The sequence below is a fragment of the Pseudomonas sp. NFACC46-3 genome, assembly GCF_900114515.1.
Taxonomy (GTDB): domain Bacteria; phylum Pseudomonadota; class Gammaproteobacteria; order Pseudomonadales; family Pseudomonadaceae; genus Aquipseudomonas; species Aquipseudomonas fluorescens_Q.
Map to the genome: position 1 here is coordinate 1 of NZ_FOTH01000062.1, position 15,598 is coordinate 15,598.

The following is a 15,598-nucleotide window of genomic DNA, read 5'->3' on the forward strand; positions in this document are numbered from 1 at the left end:
TCAAGACCATCGCGATGGAAGACGGTCTGCGTTTCGCTATCCGTGAAGGCGGTCGTACCGTCGGCGCTGGCGTCGTAGCCAAAGTCATCGAGTAAACAGTTGTAATGTCTTTTTCGGGCCGGCATAATGGTCGGCCTGATTTTGTTTTAGGTCAGTAGCTCAATTGGCAGAGCGACGGTCTCCAAAACCGTAGGTTGGGGGTTCGATTCCCTCCTGACCTGCCAGATTCACTCGGTGTGTCTGGCTTTCTTTTCACAGGATCTTCATAGATGACTCCTAAAGCTGAAGCTCAAGGCTCTCGCTTCGATCTGCTCAAGTGGCTAGTGGTAGTCGCTTTGGTGGTTATTGGCGTTGTTGGCAATCAGTATTATTCTGCTTCGCCGATCCTGTACCGCGTACTTGCATTGCTCGCCATTGCTGCTGTTGCTGCCTTTGTAGGCCTGCAGACAGCCAAGGGCAAGTCTTTCTTTGTACTCGCTAAGGAAGCTCGCACCGAGATTCGTAAAGTCGTATGGCCGACTCGCCAAGAAACCACGCAGACCACGTTGATCGTTGTGGCTGTTGTTCTGGTAATGGCGTTGCTGTTGTGGGGGCTCGATTCCCTGCTCGGCTGGCTTGTTTCCTTGATTGTTGGCTAAGGGTGTCCCGTGGCTAAGCGTTGGTACGTTGTGCATGCTTACTCGGGTTACGAGAAGCATGTCATGCGCTCGCTGGTAGAGCGCGTAAAGCTGGCTGGCATGGAAGATGGCTTCGGCGAGATTCTGGTCCCCACTGAAGAAGTGGTTGAGATGCGTAATGGCCAGAAGCGCAAAAGTGAACGTAAGTTCTTTCCGGGCTACGTGCTGGTGCAGATGGATATGAACGAAGGGACTTGGCACTTGGTCAAGGATACCCCTCGGGTGATGGGCTTTATTGGCGGTACCGCCGACAAGCCTGCGCCGATCACGGATAAAGAGGCAGAAGCGATTCTGCGTCGCGTCGCTGATGGTAGCGACAAGCCGAAGCCGAAGACACTGTTTGAGCCGGGTGAGGTTGTACGCGTCACCGACGGTCCATTCGCTGATTTTAACGGCACGGTTGAAGAAGTTAACTACGAAAAGAGCCGGATCCAAGTGGCAGTGCTCATTTTCGGTCGCTCTACTCCGGTAGAGCTAGAGTTCAGCCAGGTCGAAAAGGTCTGATTGAACAGGCATCCCAACCCCGCAGCCCAAGGCTGTGGGGTTTTGTCGTCACTGGGATAAACGCGCAAGTAACCGGGGAGCCTTTCGAGGCGTTCGAACCCGTAATTGGAGTGCCTCATGGCCAAGAAAATTACCGCTTACATCAAGCTGCAAGTGAAGGCCGCTCAGGCTAACCCAAGCCCACCTGTTGGTCCTGCCCTGGGTCAGCACGGCGTGAACATCATGGAATTCTGCAAGGCCTTCAACGCCCGTACTCAGGGTCTTGAGCCAGGTCTGCCGACTCCAGTGATCATCACTGTCTACAGCGACCGTAGCTTCACTTTCGAAACAAAAAGCACCCCAGCTTCGGTTCTGCTGAAGAAGGCTGCAGGTTTGACCAGCGGTTCCGCTCGTCCAAACACCGTTAAGGTTGGCACCGTTACCCGTGCTCAGCTGGAAGAAATCGCGAAAACCAAAAACGCGGATCTGACTGCAGCTGATATGGATGCAGCCGTGCGTACTATCGCCGGTTCTGCTCGTAGCATGGGCCTTAACGTGGAGGGTGTGTAATGGCTAAGCTGACCAAGCGTCAAAAGGCTATCGCCGGCAAAATCGAAGCAGGCAAGGCCTACAACTTTGTAGACGCCGCCGCTCTGCTGGCTGAGCTGTCGACTGTCAAGTTCAGCGAGTCGTTCGACGTTGCTGTGAACCTGGGCGTTGACCCACGTAAATCCGACCAGGTCGTTCGTAGCGCTACCGTGCTGCCACACGGCACTGGCAAGACCGTTCGTGTAGCTGTCTTCACCCAGGGCCCAGCAGCTGAAGCTGCTCTGGCTGCTGGTGCTGATCGCGTAGGCATGGACGATCTGGCTGCTGAAATGAAGGGCGGCGACCTGAACTATGACGTAGTGATCGCATCCCCGGATGCCATGCGCGTTGTAGGTCAGTTGGGTCAGATCCTCGGTCCACGTGGTCTGATGCCTAACCCTAAAGTCGGCACCGTAACGCCAGACGTAGCCACTGCGGTTAAAAACGCCAAGGCTGGTCAGGTTCGTTATCGCACCGACAAAAACGGCATCATCCACACTTCCGTTGGCAAGATCGGCTTCGATGCCGTCAAGCTGAAGGAAAACGTTGAAGCCCTGATCGCTGATCTGAAGCGTATCAAGCCAGCTTCTTCGAAAGGTATCTACGTCAAGCGCGTTACCCTGAGCACCACTATGGGCCCAGGTCTGGTTATCGATCAGAGCTCGCTCGACGCGTAAGACTCGGATTGGCGCAAGTAATTGCGCCAATCAAAAAAATTGGGGTCCCTGCCTGGCGGGGGCTGTCCAAGACCGTAGGCGACGCAAGTCTTAAACCACAAGCCTACGCAGATGGTGCTCCCGGTTCCTTACCGAATCAGACACCAAAACGACATTCGGTTTCGACCGGATGAAACGGTAACAAGCAGGAGTTAAACCCGTGGCAATTAAACTCGAAGACAAGAAGGCCATCGTCGCTGAAGTCAACGAGGCTGCCAAAGCTGCTCTGTCCGCTGTCGTGGCTGATGCCCGTGGCGTAACAGTAGGCGCTATGACCGGACTCCGTAAAGAGGCTCGTGAAGCTGGCGTTTATGTACGTGTTGTACGTAACACCCTGCTCAAGCGCGCTGTTGCTGACACTGAATACAGTGTCCTCAACGACGTGTTCACCGGCCCGACCTTGATCGCGTTCTCCACCCAACATCCTGGCGCTGCTGCCCGTTTGTTCAAGGAATTCGCCAAAGGTCAGGACAAGTTCGAGATTAAGGCAGCTGCGTTCGAGGGCAAGTTCCTCGCAGCTAACCAGATCGACGTACTGGCAACTCTGCCGACCCGTGACGAAGCAATTTCTCAGCTGATGAGCGTGATTCAAGGCGCAACCAGCAAGTTGGCTCGTACTCTGGCGGCACTGCGCGACCAGAAAGAAGCTGCCGCAGCCTAAGGCTCGACACTCCTTTTCGCGTTTTTTGTTTATTTCGATGGTCGCGTAGGCCGTCCCCCAATCCAGGAATTTAGAGTCATGTCTATCTCTCAAAACGATATCCTCGAAGCCGTTGGCAACATGTCCGTAATGGAAGTTGTTGAGCTGATCAAAGCTTTCGAAGAAAAATTCGGTGTTACCGCTGCTGCTGCTTCCGCTGGTCCAGCTGTTGCTGCTGCCGTTGCTGAAGAGCAAACCGAATTCAACGTCATGCTGACCGAAGCTGGCGAGAAGAAAGTAAACGTGATCAAGGCAGTACGTGAACTGACCGGTCTGGGCCTGAAAGAAGCCAAGGCTGTAGTTGACGGCGCTCCTGCCATGGTTCTGGAAGCTGTTGCCAAAGACGCAGCTGACAAAGCCAAGGCCGCTCTGGAAGAAGCAGGCGCTAAAGTCGAGCTGAAGTAAGCATCGACTTTGCGTCTCCAGCCCGAGCGTTAAGCGACAGGCTGATGGCTGGTGGCTCTTGCCACCGGCCTTTTTCCGTTATTGGCAGCCGACTGGGTCGGTGCCGATAGCGAGCTGTAACCACCCTATGTGGTGGCGCAAACCATGGGGTTTGCACGATTTTCTGGCTGCTCCCGTCGGGAGGGGCCAAACAAGCAGGTGACCAAGCTGGGGAACGCTGATGGCTTACTCATATACTGAGAAAAAACGTATCCGCAAGGACTTTAGCAAGTTGCCGGACGTCATGGATGTGCCGTACCTCCTGGCCATCCAGCTGGATTCGTATCGTGAATTCTTGCAAGCGGGAGCGACTAAAGATCAGTTCCGCGACGTGGGCCTGCATGCGGCCTTCAAATCCGTTTTCCCGATCATCAGCTACTCCGGCAATGCTGCGCTGGAGTACGTCGGTTATCGCCTGGGCGAACCGGCATTTGATGTCAAAGAATGCGTATTGCGCGGTGTTACTTACGCCGTACCTTTGCGGGTAAAAGTGCGCCTGATCATTTTCGACAAAGAATCGTCGAACAAAGCGATCAAGGACATCAAAGAGCAAGAAGTCTACATGGGTGAAATCCCCCTGATGACTGAGAACGGTACCTTCGTAATCAACGGTACCGAGCGTGTAATCGTTTCCCAGCTGCACCGTTCTCCGGGCGTGTTCTTCGACCACGACCGTGGCAAGACGCACAGCTCCGGCAAACTGCTTTACTCCGCGCGCATCATTCCTTACCGCGGTTCGTGGTTGGACTTCGAGTTCGACCCGAAAGACTGCGTATTCGTGCGTATCGACCGTCGTCGCAAGCTGCCTGCATCGGTACTGCTGCGCGCGCTCGGCTATACCACCGAAGAAGTGCTGGACGCGTTCTACACCACCAACGTTTTCCATGTGCAAGGTGAAAACCTCAGCCTGGAACTGGTGCCTCAGCGCCTGCGCGGTGAAATCGCTGTCCTCGATATCCAGGATGACAAAGGCAAGGTTATTGTCGAGCAGGGTCGTCGTATCACCGCTCGCCACATCAACCAGTTGGAAAAAGCCGGGATCAAAGAGCTGCAGGTACCTCTGGACTACGTCCTGGGGCGCACCACGGCCAAGGTCATCGTGCATCCGGCCACCGGCGAAATCCTGGCAGAGTGCAACACCGAGCTGAACACCGAGATCCTGGCAAAAATCGCCAAGGCCCAGGTCGTTCGCATCGAGACGCTGTACACCAACGACATCGACTGCGGTCCGTTCATCTCCGACACGCTGAAGATCGACTCCACCGGCAACCAGCTGGAAGCCCTGGTCGAAATCTATCGCATGATGCGTCCTGGCGAGCCACCAACCAAGGATGCCGCCGAGACCCTGTTCAACAACCTGTTCTTCAGCCCTGAGCGCTATGACCTGTCTGCGGTCGGCCGGATGAAGTTCAACCGTCGTATCGGTCGTACCGAAATCGAAGGTTCGGGTGTACTGAACAAGGACGACATCGTTGCTGTCCTCAAGACCCTGGTCGATATCCGTAACGGCAAGGGCATCGTCGATGACATCGACCACCTGGGTAACCGTCGTGTTCGCTGCGTAGGCGAAATGGCCGAGAACCAGTTCCGTGTTGGCCTGGTGCGCGTAGAGCGTGCGGTCAAGGAACGTCTGTCGATGGCTGAAAGCGAAGGCCTGATGCCGCAAGACCTGATCAACGCCAAGCCTGTGGCTGCGGCGGTGAAGGAGTTCTTCGGTTCGAGCCAGCTGTCCCAGTTCATGGACCAGAACAACCCGCTGTCCGAGATCACCCACAAGCGTCGTGTCTCCGCACTCGGCCCGGGCGGTCTGACCCGTGAGCGTGCCGGCTTCGAAGTTCGTGACGTACACCCGACGCACTACGGTCGTGTATGCCCGATCGAAACGCCGGAAGGTCCGAACATCGGTCTGATCAACTCCCTGGCTGCCTATGCGCGCACCAACCAGTATGGCTTCCTCGAGAGCCCGTACCGTGTGGTGAAAGACGCCCTGGTTACGGACGAGATCGTGTTCCTGTCCGCCATCGAAGAAGCTGATCACGTGATCGCTCAGGCTTCGGCCACGATGAACGACAAGAAGGTCTTGGTCGACGAGCTGGTAGCTGTTCGTCACTTGAACGAGTTCACCGTCAAGGCGCCGGAAGACGTCACCTTGATGGACGTATCGCCGAAGCAAGTAGTTTCGGTTGCAGCGTCGTTGATCCCGTTCCTCGAGCACGACGACGCCAACCGTGCGTTGATGGGTTCGAACATGCAGCGTCAAGCTGTACCAACCCTGCGTGCCGACAAGCCGCTGGTAGGTACCGGTATGGAGCGTAACGTTGCCCGTGACTCCGGCGTTTGCGTCGTGGCTCGTCGTGGTGGCGTAATCGACTCCGTCGACGCCAGCCGTATCGTGGTTCGTGTTGCCGATGACGAAGTTGAAACTGGCGAAGCCGGTGTCGACATCTACAACCTGACCAAATACACCCGCTCCAACCAGAACACCTGCATCAACCAGCGTCCGCTGGTGAGCAAGGGTGATCGGGTTCAGCGCAGCGACATCATGGCCGACGGTCCGTCCACCGATATGGGTGAACTGGCGTTGGGTCAGAACATGCGCATCGCGTTCATGGCATGGAACGGCTTCAACTTCGAAGACTCCATCTGCCTGTCCGAGCGTGTGGTTCAGGAAGACCGCTTCACCACGATCCACATCCAGGAACTGACCTGTGTGGCCCGTGACACCAAGCTTGGCCCAGAGGAAATCACTGCGGACATCCCGAACGTGGGTGAAGCTGCACTGAACAAGCTGGACGAAGCCGGTATCGTTTATGTGGGTGCTGAAGTAGGCGCAGGCGACATCCTGGTGGGCAAGGTCACTCCGAAAGGCGAGACCCAGCTGACCCCGGAAGAAAAACTGCTGCGTGCCATCTTCGGTGAAAAAGCCAGCGACGTTAAAGACACCTCCCTGCGTGTGCCTACTGGCACCAAGGGTACGGTCATCGACGTACAAGTCTTCACTCGCGACGGCGTTGAGCGTGATGCTCGTGCACTGTCGATCGAGAAGACTCAACTCGACGAGATCCGCAAGGACCTGAACGAAGAGTTCCGTATCGTCGAAGGCGCAACTTTCGAGCGTCTGCGCTCCGCTCTGGTCGGCCACAAAGCCGAAGGCGGCGCCGGCCTGAAGAAAGGTCAGGAAATCACCGACGAAGTTCTCGACGGTCTTGAGCATGGCCAGTGGTTCAAACTGCGCATGGCTGAAGATGCTCTGAACGAGCAGCTCGAGAAGGCCCAGGCCTATATCGTTGATCGCCGCCGTCTGCTGGACGACAAGTTCGAAGACAAGAAGCGCAAACTGCAGCAGGGCGATGACCTGGCTCCAGGCGTGCTGAAAATCGTCAAGGTTTACCTGGCAATCCGTCGTCGCATCCAGCCGGGCGACAAGATGGCCGGTCGTCACGGTAACAAAGGTGTGGTCTCCGTGATCATGCCGGTTGAAGACATGCCGCACGATGCCAATGGCACCCCGGTCGATGTGGTCCTCAACCCGTTGGGCGTACCTTCGCGTATGAACGTTGGTCAGATCCTTGAAACCCACCTGGGCCTCGCGGCCAAGGGCTTGGGCGAGAAGATCAACCGTATGATCGAAGAGCAGCGCAAGGTCGCTGACCTGCGTAAGTTCCTGCACGAGATCTACAACGAGATCGGCGGTCGCAACGAAGAGCTGGACACCTTCTCCGACCAGGAAATCCTGGATCTGGCGAAGAACCTGCGCGGCGGCGTTCCAATGGCTACTCCGGTGTTCGACGGTGCCAAGGAAAGCGAAATCAAGGCCATGCTGAAACTGGCTGACCTGCCAGAAAGCGGCCAGATGCAGCTGTTCGACGGCCGTACCGGCAACAAGTTCGAGCGCCCGGTTACCGTTGGCTACATGTACATGCTGAAGCTGAACCACTTGGTAGACGACAAGATGCACGCTCGTTCTACCGGTTCTTACAGCCTGGTTACCCAGCAGCCGCTGGGTGGTAAGGCGCAGTTCGGTGGTCAGCGTTTCGGGGAGATGGAGGTCTGGGCACTGGAAGCGTACGGTGCTGCATACACTCTGCAAGAAATGCTCACAGTGAAGTCGGACGATGTGAACGGCCGGACCAAGATGTACAAAAACATCGTGGACGGCGATCACCGTATGGAGCCGGGCATGCCCGAGTCTTTCAACGTGTTGATCAAGGAAATTCGTTCCCTCGGCATCGATATCGATCTGGAAACCGAATAACACGTGACGCGAATCGAGAGCGGGGCTGTCTTGCCCGCTCTCTGCTCCGCCAGGAGGAAAGGCCTTGAAAGACCTACTGAATTTGCTGAAAAACCAGGGTCAAGTCGAAGAGTTCGACGCCATCCGTATTGGATTGGCATCGCCTGAGATGATCCGTTCGTGGTCGTTCGGTGAAGTTAAAAAGCCGGAAACCATCAACTACCGTACGTTCAAACCCGAACGTGACGGCCTGTTCTGCGCCAAGATCTTTGGCCCGGTCAAGGATTACGAGTGCCTGTGCGGTAAGTACAAGCGCTTGAAGCACCGTGGTGTGATCTGCGAGAAGTGCGGCGTTGAAGTCGCGCTGGCAAAAGTTCGTCGTGAGCGCATGGCGCACATCGAACTGGCCTCGCCGGTTGCCCACATCTGGTTCCTGAAATCGCTGCCGTCCCGTATCGGCCTGCTGATGGACATGACCCTGCGTGATATCGAACGCGTTCTCTACTTCGAGAGCTATGTCGTTATCGATCCAGGCATGACCACCCTTGAAAAAGGTCAGTTGCTCAACGACGAACAGTACTTCGAAGCACTGGAAGAGTTCGGCGACGATTTCGATGCCCGCATGGGTGCCGAAGCTGTCCGCGAACTGCTGCACGCTATCGACCTGGAGCACGAGATTGGCCGTCTGCGCGAAGAAATTCCGCAAACCAACTCCGAAACCAAGATCAAGAAGCTGTCCAAGCGTCTGAAGTTGATGGAAGCCTTCCAGGGTTCCGGCAACCTGCCAGAGTGGATGGTGCTGACCGTTCTGCCGGTTCTGCCGCCAGACCTGCGTCCACTGGTTCCGCTCGATGGCGGTCGTTTCGCGACTTCCGACCTCAACGACCTGTATCGTCGAGTGATCAACCGTAACAACCGCTTGAAGCGCCTGCTTGATCTGTCCGCTCCGGACATCATCGTGCGCAACGAAAAGCGTATGTTGCAGGAAGCGGTCGACGCACTGCTCGACAACGGTCGTCGTGGCCGCGCTATCACCGGTTCCAACAAGCGTCCTCTGAAATCCCTGGCTGACATGATCAAGGGTAAGCAGGGTCGTTTCCGTCAGAACTTGCTCGGTAAGCGTGTTGACTACTCCGGTCGTTCGGTAATTACCGTTGGCCCGACCCTGCGTCTGCACCAGTGCGGTCTGCCTAAGAAAATGGCCTTGGAGCTGTTCAAACCGTTCATTTTCGGCAAGCTGGAAATGCGTGGTCTTGCGACCACCATCAAAGCGGCCAAGAAGATGGTCGAGCGCGAGCTGCCAGAGGTCTGGGACGTTCTCGCTGAAGTGATTCGCGAACACCCGGTTCTGCTCAACCGTGCACCGACCCTTCACCGTCTGGGTATCCAGGCGTTTGAACCGGTACTGATCGAAGGTAAGGCTATCCAGCTGCACCCGCTGGTCTGTGCTGCGTACAACGCCGACTTCGACGGCGACCAGATGGCCGTGCACGTACCGCTGACACTGGAAGCCCAGCTGGAAGCGCGTGCGTTGATGATGTCGACCAACAACATCCTGTCGCCAGCCAACGGTGAGCCAATCATCGTTCCGTCGCAGGACGTTGTATTGGGTCTGTACTACATGACGCGTGAAGCGATCAACGCCAAGGGCGAAGGTCGTGTGTTCGCCGATCTGCAGGAAGTTGACCGTGTGTTCCGTGCCGGCGAAGCCGCACTGCATGCCAAGGTCAAAGTGCGGATCAACGAAACCGTGAACGATCGTGATGGCGGCAGCGTGACCAACACCCGTATCGTCGACACCACCGTCGGCCGTGCGCTGTTGTTCCAGGTTGTGCCAAAAGGTCTGTCCTTCGACGTCGTCAACCTGCCGATGAAGAAAAAGGCGATCTCCAAGCTGATCAACCAGTGCTACCGCGTGGTTGGTCTGAAAGAGACCGTCATCTTCGCTGACCAGTTGATGTACACCGGTTTTGCCTACTCGACCATTTCCGGCGTTTCCATCGGTGTTAACGACTTCGTTATCCCGGATGAAAAAGCCCGCATCATCGGCGCTGCTACCGAAGAAGTGAAAGAGATCGAAAGCCAATACGCCTCCGGCCTGGTAACCCAGGGCGAGAAGTACAACAAGGTGATCGACCTCTGGTCCAAGGCGAACGACGAAGTCTCCAAGGCGATGATGGCCAACCTCTCGAAAGAGAAAGTCATCGACCGTCATGGCAACGAAGTCGACCAGGAATCCTTCAACTCGATGTACATGATGGCCGACTCGGGCGCACGGGGTTCTGCTGCGCAGATCCGTCAGCTCGCCGGTATGCGTGGCCTGATGGCCAAGCCGGACGGCTCCATCATCGAGACCCCGATTACCGCGAACTTCCGTGAAGGCCTGAGCGTACTCCAGTACTTCATCTCCACTCACGGTGCTCGTAAGGGTCTTGCGGATACCGCCTTGAAAACGGCGAACTCCGGTTACCTGACTCGTCGTCTGGTAGACGTTGCCCAGGATCTGGTCGTGACCGAGATCGATTGCGGCACCGAACATGGCCTGGTAATGACTCCGCACATTGAAGGCGGTGACGTTGTAGAGCCGTTGGGTGAGCGCGTATTGGGTCGTGTCATCGCCCGTGACGTATTCAAGCCGGGTACCGAGGACGTGATCGTTCCTGCGGGCACCCTGGTTGACGAGAAGTGGGTCGAGTTCATCGAACTCAACAGCATCGACGAAGTGATCGTACGTTCGCCGATCAGCTGCGAAACGCGCTATGGCATCTGCGCCAAGTGCTACGGTCGCGACCTGGCACGTGGTCACCAGGTGAACATCGGTGAAGCGGTCGGCGTTATCGCTGCCCAGTCCATCGGTGAGCCGGGTACCCAGCTGACGATGCGTACGTTCCACATCGGTGGTGCGGCAAGCCGGACCTCCGCGGCCGACAGCGTTCAGGTGAAGAATGGCGGTACCGTCCGTCTGCACAACCTGAAGCACGTTGAGCGAGTGGATGGTCACCTGGTTGCTGTGTCCCGTTCCGGTGAGCTGGCCATCGCTGACGACTTCGGTCGCGAGCGCGAGCGCTACAAGCTGCCGTACGGTGCTGTGATTTCGGTGAAGGAAGGCGACAAGGTCGACGCTGGTGCCATCGTGGCCAAGTGGGACCCGCACACTCACCCGATCGTTACCGAAATGAAAGGTACCGTGACCTACGTGGGCATGGAAGAAGGCATCACGATCAAGCGTCAGACCGACGAATTGACCGGTATGACCAACATTGAAGTACTCGATGCGAAAGATCGTCCAGCTGCCGGCAAGGACATCCGTCCTGCTGTGAAGATGGTCGACGACAACGGCAAGGATCTGTTGCTGCCAGGCACTGACGTAATCGCTCAGTACTTCCTGCCAGCCAACGCCCTGGTCGGTGTTGCGGACGGTGCGCGGATCGCGATCGGTGATGTTATCGCTCGTATTCCGCAGGAAACTTCGAAGACCCGCGACATCACCGGTGGTCTGCCGCGTGTTGCCGACTTGTTCGAAGCTCGTCGTCCGAAAGAAGCCTCGATTCTGGCTGAAGTCAGCGGCACCATCGCGTTCGGTAAAGAGACCAAGGGCAAGCGTCGCCTGGTCATTACACCGAACGACGGTAGCGATCCGTACGAAGAGCTGATTCCGAAGTGGCGTCACCTGAACGTCTTCGAGGGCGAACAGGTAAACCGCGGCGAAGTTATCTCGGACGGTCCGAGCGATCCACACGACATCCTGCGTCTGCTGGGTGTGAGTGCGCTCGCCAAGTACATCGTGAACGAGATCCAGGACGTTTACCGTCTGCAAGGCGTGAAGATCAACGACAAGCACATCGAGACCATCCTGCGTCAGATGCTGCGTAAGGTCGAGATCGCTGAATCCGGCGACTCGAGTTTCATCAAGGGCGACCAGATGGAACTGACTCACGTACTGGTGGAAAACGAGCGCCTGGCGACCGAAGACAAGTTTGTCTCCAAGTTCACTCGCGTGCTGCTGGGTATCACCAAGGCGTCGTTGTCCACCGAATCGTTCATCTCGGCGGCTTCCTTCCAGGAAACCACCCGCGTACTGACCGAAGCGGCGGTAACCGGCAAGCGCGATTACCTGCGCGGCCTGAAAGAAAACGTGGTCGTGGGTCGTCTGATCCCGGCCGGTACCGGTTTGGCCTATCACAGCGAACGCAAGCGTCGCCGTGATGCTGACAAGCCGCTGCGCGTAAGCGCCAGTGAAGTGGAAGCTGCACTGACCGAAGCACTGAACTCGAGTGGTAACTGAGTTCTGCGGTAATTGAGTGCCTGGCCCTGGTCGCCCCGTTCGGCGGATCGAGACAAATTGTCGAGATCCGGCGGGCGGGGAGGTCGGGGCCTTGCCTTGACTGGGGACAAGATCCTCTTTAGACTCTTGATCCCCTAAATTTGGCGGGAATTCGTTCCTGCCATTTTGCTTTTCTTGTAAGACAATAGCGTCGCAAGACAACAGTGGAGCTAGTAGATGGCAACTATCAACCAGCTGGTACGTCAGCCGCGTAAGCGTATCGTCGAGAAATCCGACGTGCCTGCGCTGCAGAACTGCCCGCAACGTCGTGGCGTATGCACTCGTGTGTATACCACCACGCCGAAAAAACCTAACTCGGCACTGCGTAAAGTATGCCGTGTGCGTCTGACCAACGGTTTCGAGGTTTCCTCGTACATCGGCGGTGAAGGCCACAACCTGCAAGAACACAGCGTGGTCCTGATCCGCGGCGGTCGTGTAAAAGACTTGCCAGGTGTTCGTTACCACACCGTTCGCGGCTCTTTGGATACTTCCGGCGTTAAAGGTCGTAACCAAGGTCGTTCGAAGTACGGTACCAAGCGTCCGAAATAATCGGCCGTTTAGCAGTTTTTAATTTTATTGAGTCGATAAGAGTAAGGTCGGGCACGCATCCGCTGTCCCGGGCTAACCTGAAGACCGTTTGAGGGCTTATCAATGCCAAGACGTCGCGTAGCAGCCAAACGTGAGATTCTGGACGATCCGAAATACGGAAGCCAGATTCTCGCCAAGTTCATGAACCACGTAATGGAAAGCGGCAAGAAAGCCGTTGCCGAGCGTATCGTTTATGGCGCACTGGACAAAGTTAAGGAACGCAAGAACAGCGATCCCCTGGAAATCTTCGAGAAAGCTCTCGACGCCATCGCTCCGCTGGTCGAAGTGAAGTCGCGCCGTGTAGGCGGTGCTACTTACCAGGTTCCGGTCGAAGTTCGTCCGTCCCGTCGTAACGCCCTGGCAATGCGCTGGCTGGTAGACTTCGCCCGCAAGCGCGGCGAGAAGTCCATGGCTCTGCGTTTGGCTGGTGAACTGTTGGACGCTGCTGAAGGTAAAGGTGCTGCAGTTAAGAAGCGTGAAGACGTGCACCGTATGGCTGAAGCCAACAAGGCTTTCTCGCACTACCGCTTCTAATTTTAGCGTCACTCAATTTGCGAGGGCTTTATGGCTCGTACTACACCGATTAACCGCTACCGTAACATCGGTATCGTTGCTCACGTGGATGCTGGTAAAACCACCACCACCGAGCGCGTCCTTTTTTACACCGGCAAGAGTCACAAAATGGGCGAGGTGCATGACGGCGCCGCGACCACAGACTGGATGGTGCAGGAGCAGGAGCGTGGTATTACCATTACTTCTGCTGCTATCACCGCCTTCTGGAAAGGTTCCGAGAAGCAGTACGCGCACGAGCACCGCTTCAACGTTATCGATACCCCGGGCCACGTAGACTTCACCATCGAAGTTGAACGTTCCCTGCGTGTACTCGACGGCGCTGTCGTTGTGTTCTGTGGTACTTCGGGTGTTGAGCCTCAGTCGGAAACCGTATGGCGTCAAGCCAACAAATACGGCGTTCCACGTCTTGTTTACGTAAACAAGATGGACCGTGCTGGTGCCAACTTCCTGCGCGTGATCGCTCAGATCAAGCAGCGTCTGGGTCACACTCCGGTGCCTATCCAGTTGGCTATTGGTTCGGAAGACAACTTCCAGGGCCAGATCGACCTGATCAACATGCAAGCGGTTTACTGGAATGACTCCGACAAGGGCATGGTCCCTGTTCGCAAGGAAATTCCTGCCGAGTTGTTGGAAGAAGCCGAGCAATGGCGCAGCAACATGGTCGAGGCTGCGGCCGAAGCCAGCGAAGAGCTGATGAACAAGTACCTCGAAGGTGAAGAGCTCACCAACGAGGAAATCAAGGCCGCTCTGCGTCAGCGTACTATCGCTGGTGAGATCGTTCTGGCTGTTTGCGGTTCTTCCTTCAAGAACAAGGGTGTTCCCCTGGTTCTCGACGCCGTTATCGACTTCCTGCCTGCTCCAACCGACATTCCTGCTATCAAGGGTTCCAACCCGGATAACGAGGAAGAGGAAATGGAGCGTCACGCAAGTGATGACGAGCCGTTCGCGGCTTTGGCGTTCAAGATCGCTACCGACCCATTCGTGGGTACCTTGACCTTTGTTCGAGTTTACTCGGGCGTGTTGGCCTCCGGCGACGGCGTGATCAACTCGGTAAAAGGCAAGAAAGAGCGTGTGGGTCGTATGGTGCAGATGCACGCAAACGCCCGCGAAGAAATCAAGGAAGTGCGCGCTGGCGACATCGCGGCCTTGATCGGCATGAAGGACGTCACCACCGGTGAAACTTTGTGCAACGCTGACAAGCCAATCATTCTGGTTCGCATGGACTTCCCGGAGCCGGTTATTTCGGTTGCCGTTGAGCCTAAGACCAAGGACGACCAGGAAAAAATGGGTATCGCTCTGGGCAAGCTTGCTCAGGAAGACCCGTCTTTCCGCGTCAAGACTGATGAAGAGACTGGTCAAACGATCATCTCCGGCATGGGCGAGTTGCACCTGGACATCCTGGTTGACCGGATGCGCCGTGAGTTCAACGTCGAAGCCAACATCGGTAAGCCTCAGGTTTCCTATCGTGAGCGCATCACGAAGAGCTGTGAAATCGAAGGCAAGTTCGTTCGCCAGTCCGGCGGTCGTGGCCAGTTCGGTCACTGCTGGATTCGTTTTGCACCGGCTGACGAAGGTCAGGAAGGTCTGCAATTCCTGAACGAAGTCGTAGGTGGTGTGGTTCCTAAGGAATACATCCCGGCGATCCAGAAGGGTATCGAAGAGCAGATGAAGAACGGCGTTGTCGCCGGCTATCCGCTGATCGGCCTGAAGGCGACTGTGTTCGATGGTTCTTACCATGACGTCGACTCCAACGAGATGGCGTTTAAGGTGGCTGCCTCCATGGCAACCAAGCAGCTGGCCCAGAAGGGTGGTGGTGAGTTGCTTGAGCCGATCATGGCGGTGGAAGTCGTTACGCCTGAAGACTACATGGGTGATGTCATGGGCGACCTTAACCGTCGTCGTGGCATGATTCTGGGTATGGAAGATACGGTTTCCGGCAAAGTGATTCGTGCTGAGGTCCCGTTGGGTGAGATGTTCGGTTACGCGACCGACGTTCGTTCCATGTCTCAGGGTCGCGCAAGCTACTCTATGGAATTCAAAAAATACAATACAGCTCCGTCGCATATCGTCGAGACTGTTACCAAAAAGCAAGGCTGATTCAGCCCCTTTAAGCTAGGAGTTAATTGTCGTGGCTAAAGAAAAATTTGAACGGAACAAACCGCACGTCAACGTTGGCACCATCGGTCACGTTGACCACGGTAAAACCACGCTGACCGCTGCTCTGACCCGTGTCTGCTCCGAAGTTTTCGGTTCGGCCAAGGTTGACTTCGA

General features: G+C 56.2%; 12 protein-coding genes, 1 tRNA gene and 1 pseudogene. All 14 read left to right on the forward strand.

From position 1 onward, the window contains the following. Nucleotides 1-95, forward strand: a pseudogene (locus tag BM300_RS29155) (elongation factor Tu); the annotation flags it as partial. 53 nt (nt 96-148) lie between these two features. Next, nucleotides 149-224 (forward strand) — tRNA-Trp (locus tag BM300_RS29160). Nucleotides 225-269: 45 nt separating this feature from the next. Continuing rightward, entirely contained in the window at nt 270-638 is a 369-nt protein-coding gene (gene secE, locus BM300_RS29165) for a preprotein translocase subunit SecE (RefSeq protein ID WP_003206102.1), read from the forward strand. A 9-nt stretch (nt 639-647) separates the two neighbouring features. After that, nucleotides 648-1,181: a transcription termination/antitermination protein NusG gene (gene nusG, locus BM300_RS29170; protein ID WP_003186097.1), complete on the forward strand. Its 534-nt coding sequence runs from the start codon at nt 648-650 to the stop codon at nt 1,179-1,181. Between the two features lie 117 nt (nt 1,182-1,298). Next, the gene (rplK, locus tag BM300_RS29175) at nt 1,299-1,730 is read left to right on the forward strand and encodes a 50S ribosomal protein L11 (RefSeq protein ID WP_003176435.1); all 432 of its coding nucleotides are present in this window, start codon (nt 1,299-1,301) and stop codon (nt 1,728-1,730) included. Further along, on the forward strand, nt 1,730-2,425 hold the full coding sequence (rplA, locus tag BM300_RS29180) for a 50S ribosomal protein L1 (RefSeq protein WP_003186095.1): 696 nt from the start codon (nt 1,730-1,732) through the stop codon (nt 2,423-2,425). The genes rplK and rplA overlap by 1 nt, the downstream gene beginning before the upstream one ends. A 199-nt stretch (nt 2,426-2,624) precedes the next feature. Then, a complete protein-coding gene (gene rplJ, locus BM300_RS29185; RefSeq protein WP_003206099.1) occupies nt 2,625-3,125 on the forward strand; it encodes a 50S ribosomal protein L10 in 501 nt (166 codons plus the stop codon). 78 nt (nt 3,126-3,203) lie between these two features. Further along, on the forward strand, nt 3,204-3,569 hold the full coding sequence (gene rplL, locus BM300_RS29190; protein WP_007970414.1) for a 50S ribosomal protein L7/L12: 366 nt from the start codon (nt 3,204-3,206) through the stop codon (nt 3,567-3,569). A 220-nt stretch (nt 3,570-3,789) separates the two neighbouring features. Then, on the forward strand, nt 3,790-7,863 hold the full coding sequence (gene rpoB / locus BM300_RS29195) for a DNA-directed RNA polymerase subunit beta (RefSeq protein ID WP_013694338.1): 4,074 nt from the start codon (nt 3,790-3,792) through the stop codon (nt 7,861-7,863). Between the two features lie 64 nt (nt 7,864-7,927). Continuing rightward, the gene (gene rpoC, locus BM300_RS29200) at nt 7,928-12,127 is read left to right on the forward strand and encodes a DNA-directed RNA polymerase subunit beta' (RefSeq protein ID WP_047230482.1); all 4,200 of its coding nucleotides are present in this window, start codon (nt 7,928-7,930) and stop codon (nt 12,125-12,127) included. 216 nt (nt 12,128-12,343) lie between these two features. Next, nucleotides 12,344-12,715 carry a 30S ribosomal protein S12 gene (gene rpsL / locus BM300_RS29205; protein WP_003186084.1) on the forward strand — a complete coding sequence of 124 codons (372 nt, stop codon included), beginning with the start codon at nt 12,344-12,346 and terminating at the stop codon, nt 12,713-12,715. Between the two features lie 102 nt (nt 12,716-12,817). Then, nucleotides 12,818-13,288, forward strand: a complete 471-nt coding sequence (gene rpsG / locus BM300_RS29210; RefSeq protein ID WP_003186074.1) for a 30S ribosomal protein S7 — start codon at nt 12,818-12,820, stop codon at nt 13,286-13,288. Nucleotides 13,289-13,318: 30 nt separating this feature from the next. Beyond that, complete coding sequence (fusA, locus tag BM300_RS29215; RefSeq protein ID WP_063324139.1) at nt 13,319-15,424, forward strand: elongation factor G; 2,106 nt, start codon at nt 13,319-13,321, stop codon at nt 15,422-15,424. A gap of 31 nt (nt 15,425-15,455) precedes the next feature. After that, the coding region (locus BM300_RS29220) for a GTP-binding protein (protein ID WP_256326681.1) at nt 15,456-15,598 on the forward strand (143 nt) is incomplete at its 3' end.